General features: G+C 69.3%; 16 protein-coding genes. 8 read left to right on the top strand and 8 right to left on the bottom strand.

Annotation, left to right across the window (positions count from 1 at the left end; translation table 11 throughout):
• Positions 1-10 precede the first annotated feature (10 nt).
• A complete protein-coding gene (gene serB, locus ACOKR1_RS10210) occupies positions 11-889 on the top strand; it encodes a phosphoserine phosphatase SerB (protein ID WP_422936508.1) in 879 nt (292 codons plus the stop codon).
• Between the two features lie 125 nt (positions 890-1,014).
• Here serB and ACOKR1_RS10205 read toward each other — a convergent pair whose 3' ends face one another.
• Positions 1,015-1,782: an SDR family oxidoreductase gene (locus ACOKR1_RS10205; protein ID WP_422936507.1), complete on the bottom strand. Its 768-nt coding sequence runs from the start codon at positions 1,780-1,782 to the stop codon at positions 1,015-1,017.
• Positions 1,783-1,816: 34 nt separating this feature from the next.
• Entirely contained in the window at positions 1,817-2,542 is a 726-nt protein-coding gene (locus tag ACOKR1_RS10200) for a beta-ketoacyl-ACP reductase (protein ID WP_422936506.1), read from the bottom strand.
• A 192-nt stretch (positions 2,543-2,734) separates the two neighbouring features.
• Here ACOKR1_RS10200 and ACOKR1_RS10195 point away from each other — a divergent pair, with 192 nt between their 5' ends.
• Genes ACOKR1_RS10195 through ACOKR1_RS10180 form a run of 4 tightly spaced genes read left to right on the top strand, consistent with a single transcriptional unit; the run spans position 2,735 to position 4,887 of the window.
• On the top strand, positions 2,735-3,247 hold the full coding sequence (locus ACOKR1_RS10195; protein ID WP_422936604.1) for a DUF3099 domain-containing protein: 513 nt from the start codon (positions 2,735-2,737) through the stop codon (positions 3,245-3,247).
• A gap of 11 nt (positions 3,248-3,258) precedes the next feature.
• Positions 3,259-3,489 (top strand): hypothetical protein, encoded by a 231-nt coding sequence (locus ACOKR1_RS10190; RefSeq protein WP_422936603.1) that lies wholly within the window; start codon positions 3,259-3,261, stop codon positions 3,487-3,489.
• 1 nt (position 3,490) lies between these two features.
• A complete protein-coding gene (locus ACOKR1_RS10185) occupies positions 3,491-4,405 on the top strand; it encodes an SURF1 family protein (protein ID WP_422936505.1) in 915 nt (304 codons plus the stop codon).
• Positions 4,402-4,887 carry a YbaK/EbsC family protein gene (locus tag ACOKR1_RS10180; protein ID WP_422936504.1) on the top strand — a complete coding sequence of 162 codons (486 nt, stop codon included), beginning with the start codon at positions 4,402-4,404 and terminating at the stop codon, positions 4,885-4,887. Before ACOKR1_RS10185 ends, ACOKR1_RS10180 begins: the two co-directional genes overlap by 4 nt.
• A 62-nt stretch (positions 4,888-4,949) precedes the next feature.
• On the opposite strand, the gene ACOKR1_RS10175 is transcribed toward ACOKR1_RS10180, so the two are convergent.
• The 5 genes from ACOKR1_RS10175 to ACOKR1_RS10155 form a co-directional block, all read right to left on the bottom strand.
• Positions 4,950-5,696 carry a hypothetical protein gene (locus tag ACOKR1_RS10175; protein WP_422936503.1) on the bottom strand — a complete coding sequence of 249 codons (747 nt, stop codon included), beginning with the start codon at positions 5,694-5,696 and terminating at the stop codon, positions 4,950-4,952.
• A 27-nt stretch (positions 5,697-5,723) separates the two neighbouring features.
• On the bottom strand, positions 5,724-7,565 hold the full coding sequence (locus tag ACOKR1_RS10170; protein ID WP_422936502.1) for a Tox-REase-5 domain-containing protein: 1,842 nt from the start codon (positions 7,563-7,565) through the stop codon (positions 5,724-5,726).
• A gap of 191 nt (positions 7,566-7,756) precedes the next feature.
• On the bottom strand, positions 7,757-8,119 hold the full coding sequence (locus ACOKR1_RS10165; RefSeq protein WP_422936501.1) for a DUF6507 family protein: 363 nt from the start codon (positions 8,117-8,119) through the stop codon (positions 7,757-7,759).
• The gene (locus tag ACOKR1_RS10160) at positions 8,116-9,009 is read right to left on the bottom strand and encodes a DUF6177 family protein (protein ID WP_422936500.1); all 894 of its coding nucleotides are present in this window, start codon (positions 9,007-9,009) and stop codon (positions 8,116-8,118) included. Before ACOKR1_RS10160 ends, ACOKR1_RS10165 begins: the two co-directional genes overlap by 4 nt.
• Positions 9,010-9,151: 142 nt before the next feature.
• Positions 9,152-10,753: an ABC-F family ATP-binding cassette domain-containing protein gene (locus tag ACOKR1_RS10155; protein ID WP_422936499.1), complete on the bottom strand. Its 1,602-nt coding sequence runs from the start codon at positions 10,751-10,753 to the stop codon at positions 9,152-9,154.
• Between the two features lie 185 nt (positions 10,754-10,938).
• On the opposite strand from ACOKR1_RS10155, the gene ACOKR1_RS10150 reads away from it, so the two are divergent.
• Genes ACOKR1_RS10150 through ACOKR1_RS10140 form a run of 3 tightly spaced genes read left to right on the top strand, consistent with a single transcriptional unit; the run spans position 10,939 to position 12,898 of the window.
• Positions 10,939-11,565 carry a biotin transporter BioY gene (locus ACOKR1_RS10150; RefSeq protein WP_422936498.1) on the top strand — a complete coding sequence of 209 codons (627 nt, stop codon included), beginning with the start codon at positions 10,939-10,941 and terminating at the stop codon, positions 11,563-11,565.
• Positions 11,562-12,275, top strand: coding sequence for an energy-coupling factor ABC transporter ATP-binding protein (locus tag ACOKR1_RS10145; RefSeq protein WP_422936497.1), 714 nt, complete (start codon positions 11,562-11,564; stop codon positions 12,273-12,275). The genes ACOKR1_RS10150 and ACOKR1_RS10145 overlap by 4 nt, the downstream gene beginning before the upstream one ends.
• Positions 12,272-12,898: an energy-coupling factor transporter transmembrane component T family protein gene (locus ACOKR1_RS10140; RefSeq protein ID WP_422936496.1), complete on the top strand. Its 627-nt coding sequence runs from the start codon at positions 12,272-12,274 to the stop codon at positions 12,896-12,898. Before ACOKR1_RS10145 ends, ACOKR1_RS10140 begins: the two co-directional genes overlap by 4 nt.
• A gap of 13 nt (positions 12,899-12,911) precedes the next feature.
• Here ACOKR1_RS10140 and ACOKR1_RS10135 read toward each other — a convergent pair whose 3' ends face one another.
• A complete protein-coding gene (locus tag ACOKR1_RS10135; RefSeq protein WP_422934579.1) occupies positions 12,912-13,877 on the bottom strand; it encodes an IS481 family transposase in 966 nt (321 codons plus the stop codon).
• Between the last annotated feature and the right edge of the window lie 15 nt (positions 13,878-13,892).

Genomic DNA, 13,892 nt, shown 5'->3' with positions numbered 1-13,892 from the left:
AATCGCGGCTATGCCATCCCGCTTCGCCCTCGTTCTCTCTGCCCGCGCGCTTTCTCCAGAGGTGGGCGTCGCCGCGGCGACGCTCCTCGTGCGGGTGGGCGCCGTCGTCGGGCCTTTCGAGGCGGCGGGCGGCGCGCGGTACGAAGTTCTGACCGCGAGCGTCGAGCTTGACTCGGCGCGCTTGGGCGACGCACGCGAGGCGCTCGCGGGCCTCGCTGAGGCCGACGCCGCGCTGGTGCCGGCAGGCGTGCGCGAAGCGGAGCGAAAGTTCCTCATCATGGACGTCGACTCGACGCTCATCCAACAGGAGGTCATCGAGCTGCTCGCCGAACACGCGGGGAAGCGCGCCGAGGTCGCGGCCGTCACGGAGGCGGCGATGCGCGGCGAGCTCGATTTCGCGCAGAGCCTCCACGCCCGAGTCCAGACGCTCGCGGGGCTGCCCGTCGACGTGATCGATCGGGTGCGCGACGCCGTGCTCCTCACGCCGGGCGCCGAGGAGCTCGTCAAGGCGTATCACGCGGCGGGGCACGCCGTCGCGGTCGTCTCGGGCGGCTTTAACCAGATCCTCGCCCCGCTCGCAGAGCGCCTGGGCCTGGACTTTTGGCGCGCCAACGAGCTCGAGATTGTCGACGGCGTCCTGACCGGGCGGGTGATCGGCGACGTCGTGGATCGGGCCGTCAAGGAGCAGAGCCTTCGGGTGTGGGCCGCCGAGCGCGGCGTGGCGCTCGAGGCGTGCGTCGCCGTGGGCGACGGCGCGAACGATCTCGACATGCTCGGGGCCGCGGGGCTAGGCGTCGCGTTCCGCGCCAAGCCGGCGGTGCGCGCGGTGGCGGACGCCGCCGTCGACCTCCCGTACCTCGACGTGGTCAGGCACTTCGCCGGCGTCTGAGCCGGGACGGGACCCCACAACACGGCGGACGGGACCCCACAACACGGCGGACGGGACCCCACAGCGTTGCGGGGTCCCGTCCCTTGGGTTGCGGGGTCCTTGGCGAGACCTTGTGGGGTCTGTGGTCAGCCCGTGAAGTGCTCCGCGCCACCCACCAGCTCGGTGTGGCCGGTCGGGACGTCGGCGGTGACCATCTTCGCGACCTCGGCCGCGAACTCGTCGACCGAGTACAGCTTCCCGGCGGCCTCGCGGCGCGACTCGATCGCCCCGGGAGCAGCGCGCTCCAAAAGCGTCGCGGTGATGGTGCCCTCGATCATGTCGCCCGAGACGACGACGAACGTGATCCCCTTCTCCTCGAGCCACGGGATGAGCTCGCGCAGCGCGACCTCGCCGGCGCGCTTCGAGCGGGCCACGGGCTCGTAGGCGTCCATCGTGGGCATCGAGTCGATGAAGTGGGCCTGATGGCTCGTGACGAACACCACGCGCGCACCCGGCTTCATGCGCTCGGCCGCAGCCCTGAGCATGCTGACCTGAGCGTCGCGGTTGAGCCGCAGCGCGTAGTCCTCGCCGAGGCCGCTCTCCATGCCGCCGGATGCGTTCAGGACGAGGACGTCGAGCGAACCGAAGCTGTCGAGCGCCGCCTGGGCGAGGGCATCGACGTCGTCCGCGTTGGTGAGGTCGCCGCCCACGGCGACCGCGCGGCCGCCCGCGGCCTCGATCTCCGCAACGACCTTGTTGGCGCGCGGCGCCTTCTGCCGGTAGTTGATGACGACCGCGGCGCCCTCCCCCGCGAGGATCTTGGCCGTCGACGCGCCGATGCCGCGCGACGAACCGGTGACGATCGCCGTCTTGCCCGCGAGCGGCGCCCCCGGCGCCGTTCCCTGCTCAGTCATGTGAGTTCCTTCCGTCGTGAAGTTGTTGGTGGGCTCAGTGGCCCATGCCGAGGCCGCCGTCGACCGGGATGACCGCACCGGAGATGTAGGCGGCCTCGTCGCTCGCGATCCACCGCACCACCTCGGCCACCTCCTCGGGCTCGGCGAACCGGCCCGCGGGAACGCGCGAGAGGTAGTCCTTCTGCGTGTCCTCGGGCAGCTCGGCGGTCATGTCCGTCTTGACGAAGCCCGGCGCGACCACGTTCGCGGTGATCCCGCGAGAGCCGAGCTCGCGGGTGAGCGAACGCGCAAGGCCCACGAGGCCCGCCTTCGACGCCGAGTAGTTGATCTGCCCCGGCGCGCCGTAGAGCCCGGAGACTGAGGAGATGAGCACCACGCGGCCCTTGCGGAGGCGGATCATGCCCTTCGACGCGCGCTTCACCACGCGGAACGCGCCCGTGAGGTTCGTGTCGAGCACGGACGTGAAGTCGGCCTCGCTCATGCGCAGAAGGAGCGTGTCCTTCGTGATCCCGGCGTTGGCCACGAGGACCTCGACCGGACCGTGCGCGGCCTCGACCTCGCTGAAGGCGCGATCGACGGACGCCTCGTCCGTGACGTCCGCCTGCACGCCGAGGATCCCCTCAGGCAGCTCGGACGCAGTGCGGTACGTGACCGCGACCTTGTCGCCGTTTGCCGCGAATTCCTTCGCAATCGCGAGGCCTATGCCGCGATTGCCTCCGGTGATGAGGACGCTGCGCGGGGTATGGGCTTCCGTGCTCACGGTGCTCCTTCAGGGTCGTGGTCGGCCGAAGCGGTCGGAGCGCGGGCACCGCGTCCGACTGCCGCTGTCTGTCGAGAATCCTAGCCGCCGGTGCGCCGCGCCGCCGCCTACCGCACGTCAAGCACGCCGCTGGCGCCTTCCAGATTCGCCCGGCCGGGACGCCGGTGGGACAATGGATCGACTGGGAGAGTGATGGAAAGACTGACGAACGGAGCCGACCAGGAGCCTGAGGAGGATCGAACCTCCGAGGACCCTGAGGTCCACAGCATCACGACGGCTGCCCCGGGCCACAGCGAGGACATGCACAGGCGCATGGTCCGCTACGCGACGGCGATGGGCATCCGCATGGTGTGCATCATCCTGCTGTTCGTGGTGGACGGCTGGTTCAAGCTGCTCGCTGCGATCGGCGCCGTATTCCTTCCGTGGGTCGCGGTGGTGATCGCGAACGCCCAGACCAAGGCCGACTCCGAAAGCGATTCGCTCATCGACGCACCTCCCGTGGCCGAGCTCGAGGGCGGCCTCGTCGCGTCCGGCGACGGCGAGGTGCTGCCCGGGGAGATCGTGGACAACGCGGACGACGACGCCGATGCGGCCTCGGCGGTTAACGGCCACGACGCGGGGCGCGCCTCTCGGGACGAGGGCGACGGAGCCAACGAGCAGCAGGGCGCCCGCCGTGAGCAGGACAACGAGAAGAGGAGCGCGTGAGTCTTCTCGGAATGCTGCCCGGAGAAGAGCCCGAGGCGGCCGTCTGCTCGCGCAAGGGCTGCCGCGCCGCCGCCACGTGGGAACTCCTCTGGAACAACCCCAGGATCCACACGCCGGAGCGCCGCAAGATCTGGCTCGCGTGCGACGAGCACCGCGACTGGCTCGAGGACTACCTCACGACGCGCTCGCTCTGGCGCGAGACCGTGCCGCACGCCCAGTCCGCCGCGAACGAGGGGCACTGACGTGTATCGCTTCCTCTTTTCGCGACGTTGGCTGACCTATTTGGGCCTCGCCATCCTGTTCGCGGTCGCGTGCGTCCTCCTGAGCCGCTGGCAGATGTCCCGGCTCGACGAGGCCCAAGCCGTCATCAACCTCGTGAATCGGAACTACGACGCCGCTCCGGTGCCGTTCGCGCAGGCCTCGGATCAGTTCACGCACCTCGCGAGCGACCACGAGTGGGAGCAGGTGAGCCTTCGCGGCTCCTATCAGGTCGCGGATACCCGCGTGGTCCGCAACCGGCCGCTCAACGGCCAACCCGGCTACGAGGTCGTGGTCCCGTTCCGGCTCGATTCCGGGCAGACGGTAATCGTGGACCGCGGCTGGCTCCCGATCGGCAATCAGGAGCAGGGTCGGCCCGACTCCGTCCCGGCTCCGCCCTCTGGCGAGGTGACCGTCGTCGTTCGCTTGCGCCCGAGTGAGCCTAACCTCGATCGGGGCGCCCCCTCGGGCCAGCTCGCATCCATCGATCTGTCGACGTACGCCGGGCAGGTCCCGTACCCGATCCTGACGGGCTCGTACGGCCTCATGACGAGCGAGATGCCCGCCGCGGCAACGACTCCGACCGCGCTCCCCAAGCCGCAGCCCGACGACGGGACCCACCTTTCCTACGCCCTGCAGTGGCTCGCATTCGGGGTGCTCATGTTCATCGGCTTCGGCTACGCCGCGCGTCAGCAGGCCCGCAATCGGGCGATCGACGCCGCCGCCGAGGCCGCAGAGGCCGCGGATGCGGCACGGGCCCAGGGCGAAGACCACGCCGAGGCCCAGCAGGCAGCGGACGCGGCCGCGGCCCGCGCGGCCCGCTACACCCCGAAGAAGCGGAAGCGGCCCACTGCCGAAGAGGAAGAGGACGCCATCCTCGACGCCCAGGGCTTCCGGTGACCGACGTGTTGGACGGCGACCGTCCCGCCGTCGACCGCGTGCGCCGCGCCCTGCTCGCCGCGGGCCTGCCGGACACCGTGAAAACGTTCGACGACGACGTGCCCACCGCTGTCGCGGCGGCCGAGGTCCTCGGGTGCGAGGTGGGTGCAATCGCGAACAGTCTCGTGTTCGAACTCGATGGCGCGCCGCTGCTCATCCTCGCGAGCGGGGCCGCCCGCGTCGATACGAAGCTCGTCGCCCGGCAGCTCGGTTCGGGGAAGATCAAGCGCGCGACGCCCGAATTCGTGCTCGAGCACACAGGGCAACGCGTGGGCGGCGTCGCCCCGGTGGGGCATCCAGAGCCGGTGCGGACGCTCATCGACGTGCATCTCAGGGGCTATCCCCTGTTGTGGGCAGGCGCGGGCGACCACCAGTCGATGCTCTCCATCAGCTACGCCGACCTGGCCCGGGTGACGGGCGCGGAGCCCCTCGAGGTGCGCTAGCGACCCGGTCGTTCACCTCTTGTCGCGCTGACCTCCGATGACGGGCGGCGCCGCCATGCCCGTTATTCACCCTGCACCGCAGGGATCGGGCGAAGGAGTCCAGCGCCGAAGACCTCATCCACGAGGGCGAGGCCGTCTTCGAGTAGTCGGTCGCTGGTGAGATCTACGCTCAACAGTGTGCCGTTTGCCAAACGCTCGCGGTGCGCCGCGTGCACCACAGAAAGGTCTCCGGCGACGACGTTATCCGCGAGCCACGTCACGAACCCGACGGTCGGGTACGTCATTCCCCGCACTTTCTGCGCCCGAAGGAGTTCGGTGCAATCTAGAGAGGCCGCATCAGGCTCCCAGACGCGGACGAACTCCTTAACGAGCTCCACGGCACGAGGCAACACCTCGGCCTCTATCGGGAATCGCTCCCCTTCTCGTTGCAGGCCGAGACCTCCGAACGTCACCAATGCCGAATTCGCGGCAAGGCCTCGAGCGCCGACCTCGACGCCGAGATTGGCGTTCAAGTCAACTATGGGTCCCTCGGCGTTGTGCGGCTCCTGCAACAGGGATACGTGAGTTCCTCCGGCCCAGATTGGTCGCCTTGTCTTTTCATCCTTCTCATAGCGGGCAAGAACTATCTTTTCGAGCTCGGCCCGATCGCCGGACACCAAGCTCGGCTCCGGCGACCACATCGACCGGCCAACGCGACCCCCCAACGACTCGAGATACGCAAGCAACTCCCACACCCTGTCGACAATCGATTCGAGGCTTTCACCCCTTCCACCCCATTTTGCACGCAATAGCATTTTTTCCGGAATCATTTGTTGATCCTTATATCATTCATATCGTTAAGCTTTCGGCGTGAAGTAGACATCGATGCTGATGTCGGCCTCGAAGAATGCTTCTCGAACAGCATCGGCGACTTCCCGGTTTGAGAAATGCCATTCAATTCTAGCGTCCGGACGCAGTCGTTGGACTGCGTTGACTTGGCCTTGGGCTTGTTCGATGAACTCACGCACATGGTTCGTGAAGAAAAACTTGGGCTTCACCGGGTCGACCATGATTCCGTACCCATCCTTAGCCTCCAGAAAAATTTCAGCTGGCGGGCGCCCTCGCCAAACGTGACCGTCGAACTGAACAGGCCTTCCGGATCCTTTTGGAACAAGATACTCAGGAAGATCGCCCTGGGCGTTGCGGCGTATGCCCGCAACCTGTTCTTGATACACCTTCCATTCCTCACCTGGAGAATTTCTCTTGAGATACTCCCACGTTCCGGCGCTTCCGTCAGGGTCCCCAGCAACCGGAATTCGAGGCGGGTCGCCTCCGGGATGGTCGGGATCCGGGATGTGTGGGTCATCTGGTGTACGTCCGGTGTCATCCGGAACGCCCGGCGCGCGTTGCTCGGGGCTCGCCCCACGGGCTCCGTCCAGCTCCGCGTGGGCGAGGGTACCGTCCCCATGGCCCGTGTGGTTCAGACCGTCTAGGTCGAGATGGGTCTCGCGAGCACCAAGGTCCGAGAGCGTCTCGCTCGCGTGGCGGCCGCGCGTGGCGGCGTCAACCCCGGCCTTCTCCAACTCGGCAAGACGCTGTTCGGGCGACCCGGCGACGTCCCCGAGCGTCCTGCCCGGGCCCGCGGCCGCGTCCTCGGCGGTTCGTCCGCCTTGGACCGCTTCCTCGACAGTCTTGGACCCCTTGACGAGCTTCGATGCCACGCTCGCGCCCTTGAGGGCTCCCGCTGCCTCACCCGGCCCCGGGAGGAAAAAGCCTCCGACGCCGACCGCCGCCATACCGAGGGCCTCGCCAGGGTTCTTCCCCCAGGTGTCCCACGCCACGAGAGACTTGGCCATGGCCTCGACGTTGTCGTTGACCTCCTTGAACACGGGCACGCCCATCCGGCCGAGGATCGGCGAGAGCGGGTTCAGCGCCAGTGCGATCGAGCCGATGCCAACCGCGAAGCCCTTCCATGAGCTCGTGTAGGCCTCCCCTCGCCCGAACTCGTCCCGCTCGGCGTCATACCCGAGTGCGAGCCCGCCGAGTCTCTGCGCCGTCTCCTTCAGGGAATTGCCGGCACCCCACCAGATGCTTTCCCCGCAGTTGCGGTCCTCCTCAGCCCGCCGCCCCCACGGCAGATCCACAGCTCCGGCACCAGGCTGCTTGAGCTGCCACGAGTCGACCCGAGACGCGGGCGCCACGCCGACAGTGCGCTGCCGGTTGATCTCGTCGGCACAGTCGGCCTCGGCCTGGCTCAGCTTCGCGTACGCATCCGCCACGCGGTCAAGCAAACGGTTGTTCCGATCCACATAGGATCCCGACTCGTGCCAATGGGCGAGAATCTGCGGGCCGGCAGGTCCCGAACGCGCGGTCTCGCCCTTCGAAATCAGGTAGTCCACCGGGTCCTGGGGCGAGAGAAGCGCGCCCATCGAGGCGCCGTCGACCATCCCTGAGGCGCCCAACCCAGCCGTGGCGAGCGCGTCGAATTCGTACCGTTTGGTCTCGGACGCGTTCACCCAGACGAGCCCGTCCGGGCCCACTTCCTCCACGAACGCCATCGCGTCGGCCCGCACGGACGCGAGATCCGCCTTGATCGGCCGAATCCGCTCCGCGTACTCATCGAGGGTACGCGAGACGGCGTCCAGCCGTCCTGCGAAGTCCCGGGCTGCCTGGTTCGCCGGCTCCATCGCCCCGTACACGATCGGCGCCTCAGGGGACTCGAACGCCGCCCGGAGGCCAGCCCACGCGGCCTCGACACCGTCCGCCCCAGCCGCCACCCGACGGCGCGACGCAACCAGGGTCTCCGCGACAGTCCGCACACGCCCGAGATCCAGCTCCTCGCCCGGGATCCGATCCGGGACGATGAGACCGTCCGCTCCCGCCACGGCCCCTACCATGCAGTGCTCCGGCCCCGGAACCGGGGCTGATCCTCGACCGACGTTGCCTGCCCGGCATTGCGCACGAAGTTCGCGGCCATCTCCTCGTCGCCCGCCACGTAGGCCTCGGCAGCAGACGCAGTCCCCGTGAGGGCCGCCGAGTACCTGCTCATCATCGACGTGAGCGGGCCTGCGGCCTGCTCCTCGAGAAACGAGGCGAACGCTGACGCGACCACCCCATCACCACCGGCCCCGCCAGCCAAGGACTCGGGCGCCGAGGACAGGGCGTCAAGCCCGCCTCGAATCTGCTCCACCGAATCCTGAGCTGAGACCAAGGCGCTGCTCACCCCGCCAGGGACGAGTCTCCAGCCACTCACCACCGTGCCCCCTTCGTTTCCACGATGACTTTCCTCTCGAAATCCGCGACGGGATCAGCTCCGCCGCCCGAACCTCCCCGACGCGGAGCCGCGAACGCACGGCCGATCGCTTCGCTTCCGAGCGCCTCTGCGAACCTTTGTGCCTCGTCCCATGGCGGGAGCGCGGCCCCCGCGAAGGTCGCGACGATTGACGGCACGCGAAGTTTCCCCGCGGTTCGTACCGCGAAATCGCGACCCAGCCCATCGACGTCGCACGCCATGGACCGCACCGCGCGCGGCCCGATAAGGGCCGCAACCGGCACGGGCGGCGGATCCGGAGTCAGCGAGGTCATGAGATCGTAAGCACCGAGTTGGGCCGTGATGGTACCGAGGAGAGGAAGCGGGACCCCACGGGCGACGGCGGCGAGGCCGTCCGCGGCCTTCTCCCCCACCGCTGCGAGATCCATCGAGGCCGGTCCCAGCAGCGCGACGCCGCTCACCGTCTCCTCGACGCCCGTCCGCGTGCGCTTGATGAGGGACGTCATCTGGATCCCGTCGCCGACGAGGACGAGCCGTAAGTCGGCCGGCATTCGGCGGCGGACGGCTGCGGTGTACGCGGCAGGGTCCCAGTCCAGAGTCGCGGGCTCGTAGGGACCCCACGCTGTGAGTGGGCCGCCGGCCAGGTGCAGGGCAAGGAGTTCCCCTGGCCGGCCGAGGGTCGTCGCTTCGTGCGGCGGGTAGTGGACGGTTACGGAGAACGTCGCCTGATAGGCATCGAGATCCGCCGGTCCGGGCGTGTAGGCGCGCGGCGAGGGCTGCCCGCTCAGGAGGGCCTCAAGATCCTCGTGGAGCGCACCGTCCCGCGCGTCCACGAACCCGGCTTCGGCGGCGCCGATCCGGCGCCCACCCACGCCCTCGAGCGCAAAGCGAGCCAGCCAGCTCCAGCGCGCGCCCTCGTGCAGGCCACACGCTAGGGGGTCCGCGCCCTCATGACAACTTGAGTAAACCGACTGTCAAAAAGTTAGGCAGAAGTTAAGCAGTGTTGCGAACCGCCTACGCGAGCGTGATGAGGTCGAGGTAGTCCGCGCTCCACAGGTCCTCGACGCCGTCCGGCAGCAGCACAACTCGTTCGGGGCTCAGGGCCTCGACGGCCCCCTCGTCGTGGCTGACCATGACGACGGCGCCCTTGTACGTCTTGAGCGCCCCGAGGATCTCGCGGCGGCTCGCCGGATCGAGGTTGTTGGTCGGCTCGTCGAGGAGCAGGACGTTCGCGCTCGAGGCGACGATCGTGGCGAGGGCGAGGCGGGTCTTCTCGCCACCGGAGAGGACTCCGGCGGGCTTGTCGACGTCGTCGCCCGTGAAGAGGAACGAGCCGAGGATGCCGCGAACGTCCGCGTCGCCGAGGTGATCCGGCGCGGCGCGACGCATGTTCTCGAGGACGGTGCGGTCCGGATCGAGGGTCTCGTGCTCCTGCGCGTAGTAGCCGACCTTGAGCCCGTGGCCTGGGACGACCTCGCCCGTGTCGGGCGAGTCGACGCCCGCGAGCATGCGCAGAAGGGTCGTCTTCCCTGCGCCGTTGAGTCCGAGGATCACCACGCGGGACCCGCGGTCCACCGCGAGGTCCACGTCCGTGAAGATCTCGAGCGAGCCGTACGACTTCGAGAGCCCCTCGGCCTGCAGCGGGGTCTTCCCGCACGGGGCCGGCTCGGGGAAGCGCAGCGCGGCCACGCGATCCGAGACCCGCTCCTCCGCGACGCCGGCGAGCAGGCGCTCGGCGCGCTTCGCCATGTTCTGCGCTGCGACGGCCTTGGTCGCCTTGGCCCGCATCTTGTTCGCCTGGTCGATGAGGACCTGGGCCTTCTTCTCGGCGTTGGCGCGCTCCCGCCGTCGTGCGCGCTCATCGGTCTCGCGCTGGGTGAGGTAGCGCTTCCAGCCCATGTTGTAGATGTCGATCACGGCGCGGTTCGCGTCGAGGTGGAAGACCTTGTTGACGGTCGCCTCGAGGAGCTCGACGTCGTGCGAGATGACGATGAGCCCGCCCTGATGGGCCTTGAGGAAGTCCCGCAGCCACGCGATCGAGTCACCGTCGAGGTGGTTGGTGGGCTCGTCGAGGAGCAGCGTGTCCGCGGCCGAGTACAGGATGCGCGCGAGCTCGACGCGGCGGCGCTGGCCGCCGGAGAGCGTGCGGAGCGGCTGGTTGAGGATGCGGTCCGGCAGCGCGAGGTTCGCCGAAATCGCCGCGGCCTCGGCCTCCGCCGCGTAACCGCCGCCCGCGAGGAACTCCGACTCGAGCCGGTCGTAGCGGCCCATCGCCTTGCGCTGCACGTCGGCGTCGTCGCTCGCCATCGCTGTCTGCGCCTCGCGAAGCTTCCGGACCACGACGTCGAGGCCGCGCGCGGACAGGATGCGGTCCCGCGCGAGCTGCTCCATGTCCGGGGTCCGCGGATCCTGCGGGAGGTAGCCGACCTCGCCGCTGCGCGTGACCGTGCCGGCCGCGGGAATTCCCTCGCCCGCGAGGACGCGTGTGAGGGTCGTCTTGCCGGCGCCGTTGCGCCCCACGAGCCCGATCTTGTCCCCCTTGTCGATCCGGAACGTCACCTCGTCCATGAGCAGGCGCGCGCCAGCGCGGAGTTCGAGGTTCTGGACAGTGATCACGGGGTAGGCCTTTCGGGGTCGCGGCCCGGATCCGGGCCTGGACCAGTCTACCGGCACGCGCTTGTGGCGGATCGCCAACGGCGGATCGCCCCTGCTCGTGGGATGCCCACAAAATAAGGGACGACGGCGGTGCGTAGCCTTCTGGATCAAGGGTTCGGCGTGCGCCGGGCCGCCAAGGAGGAAGCATGAGCCAGCAGACCGCGCCCCACGGACAGGGCACCTCGCCACCGCGCCGCACGTGGGACGCCCAGTCCCTCGCGCTCGTCGCCGTGTTCGCGGCCCTCATTGCGGCATCCGCGATCGTTCCGGGCATCCCCGTGGGGAGCTTCGGCGTCCCCATCACTCTCCAGACTCTCGCCGTGGTGCTCACGGCGCTCGTGCTCGGGGCCACCCGGGCCGCGGCCGCCGTCGGCCTCTATCTCGTCCTCGCCTTCGCGGGCCTGCCCATCTTCTCGGGTGGGCGCGCCGGGCTCCAGATCCTCGCCGGGGGCTCGGCGGGCTACATCGTCGCGTTCCTCGTGGGCGCGTACGTGCTCGGGCTCCTCGCCGAGCTCGTGATCCGCCGCTTCGCGGCCTCGCGCCGCGCGTTGTGGTTTGTCGTCGCGTCGCTGCTGGTCTCGGTCGTGATCATCCACGGCTTCGGCGTGCTCGGGATGATGATCAACCTCAAGCTCTCGTGGCAGGCCGCGTTCGTCGCTGACCTCGCGTACTACCCGGGCGACATCATCAAGGACGTCGTCGCCGCGATCGCCGCAGTGGCCGTGCACCGCGCGTTCCCCGATGTGCTGGTGCGGAGGGTCAAGCGCGCGTGAGCCGCATCGAGCTCGACGGCGTGCGCGTCGCCGTCCCGATCGAGGACCGCCCGGACAGGGTGGTCCTCGAGGGCGTGTCCGCGACGCTCACCGAGCGGCGCATCGGCGTCATCGGGGCCAACGGCTCCGGCAAATCGACCCTGCTCAGGCTGCTCAACGGGCTCGTCGAGCCGTCGTCCGGTTCGGTGTCGGTCGGCGGCCTCGACACGGTGCGCGACGGGCGGGCGGTTCGTCAGCGCGTGGGATTCGTGTTCACCGATCCGCTCTCGCAGCTCGTCATGCCGACCGGTCGCGAGGACGTCGAGCTTTCGCTGCGCAAACGGCATCGCTCCCGCGCCGACCGGTCCGCGGCCGCGCAAGCCGTACTTGACCACCTCGTCCTTGCGGCGCTCGCCGACCAGAGCGTGTACGAGCTCTCCGGCGGCGAGCGGCAGCTCATGGCGCTCGCGGCTGTGCTCGCCGTCGAGCCCGAGGTGCTCGTGCTCGACGAGCCGTCCACGCTGCTCGACCTCCGTAATCGCGAGCTCTTGCGCCGCACCGTCGCCGGTCTGGGCCAGCAGGTGGTGTTCTCGACCCACGATCTCGAGCTTGCGCTCGACGCCGAGCGGGTCCTCGTGGTCGACGGCGGGAGGATCGCGTTCGACGGCGACCCGACCGAAGCGGTGGCGTTCTACCGTGCGCTGTGCGCGCTTCCCGCGGGTCCGCTATGAGGGGGCGTCCCGCTGGCGGGATTCTGGCCGGTTATGTGCCGGGAAACTCGTGGCTGCACCGGGCGCCGCTGTGGGCCAAGTTCTTCGGGGTGGTCGCTGCGGGGGCAGCGAGCTTCGTGCTGCTCGACTGGCGGGTGTCTGGCGGTGCCGTCCTCGCGCTCATGGCCGTGTGGGGCTCCGCGCGCCTCGGATGGCGGCGCCTCGCCGGCTCGGGCAAGCTCATCCTGCCCCTGTGCGGAGTGCTGGGGGTCTTCCAGTGGTGGCAGCTCGGCCCCGCGCCGGCGGCACGGATCGTGCTCAACCTCCTCGTGTGCTTCCTCGCCGCGGGCCTCCTGACGGCGACCGTCCCGCTCCGGGAGCTGCTCGACGCCGTCGCCCGCCTCGCGCGGCCGTTCCGGCGCTTCGGGGCGGACCCCGAGCGCTTCGCCCTGGCGATCGCGATCATGTTGCGGAGCATCCCGGTGCTGGCCGGCGCGTTCGACGACGTCGGCGACGCCGCGCGGGCCCGCGGGCTCGAGCGGAACGTGCGGGCTCGGACCATCCCGGTGGTCCTCTCGGCGGTCGCCTACGGTCGCCGGACCGGCGAGGCGCTCGCGGCCCGAGGCCTCGCGGACGGCGACTAGCTGTACCCGGCCATCAGGTTGGTCGCAGTCGGCTGATCGGGGGTTTTCCTCCGAGTGCGCTGTGGCAGCGTTCAGTGTTGTAGTGCTCGAGCCATGGCGCAAGGGCGGCTGTTCGTTGGTCATTGCTGGTGTAGGCCCGGCGGTAGGCCCACTCGGCGGCGAGGGTACGGTTCAGCCTTTCGGCCTTGCCGTTCTGCCAGGGGCAGTGGGGCCTGATGAACTTCTGGATGATGCCGTGCTCGGCGCACGGCGCCCGCAGGGAGTACCGGTAGGCCCACGCGTTGTCGGTCATCAGTCGCTCGATCCGGGTGATCCCGTGGGCGGCGAAGTAAGCGATCGCGCGTTCGAGGAAGCCCGCGCAGCTGGGGCCCTTCTCGTCGGGCAGGATCTCGCTGTAGGCGAGACGGGAGTGGTCATCGACCAGCGAGTGGACGTAGTCGTAGCCGATCGGGGCCTTCTTGTGCTTGTGGTCCACGGTCGCCTCCCTGCCCAGCGCCCGCCAGCCCCCGCCGTCGGGGATGCGGCCGATCTTCTTCACGTCCATGTGCACCAGCTCGCCGGGCCGCTGCCGTTCGTAGCGGACCGCGGTCTGCTTCGATGAACGGATCACCTCACCGGTCATCGGATCGCACTGGCGCAGGTACGGCACGCCGTGGCGGCGCAGGATGCGTGAGACCGTCCGGGCGGGGACCCCGACCTTGGGCCCGAGCACGTCGGGGCCCTCGCGGTGCTCGGCGCGGGCAGCCAGCACTCTCTGCTCGACCTCCCCGCCGGTCCTGGTCGGCATCGTGTGCGGCCGCGACGAGCGTGTGGCCAGGCCTGCCTCGCCTTCGGCGGCATAGCGGTCGATCCAGGTCTTCACGCACTTCCGGGACACACCCATCGCAGCGGCGATGTGGGCCTGCGCCCAGCCCGCCTGATGACGTTCGACGATCAACCGGCGACCATGGACGGTCAGCCGGGCACTACCGTGGGACATGAGAACCTCCGAGTC

Origin of the sequence: Sinomonas sp. P47F7, from assembly GCF_049332655.1 — a bacterium.
Classification (GTDB): Bacteria; Actinomycetota; Actinomycetes; order Actinomycetales; family Micrococcaceae; genus Sinomonas.
Note: the sequence above shows the minus strand (reverse complement) of the source record. Positions and strands in the feature narration are given on the sequence as shown.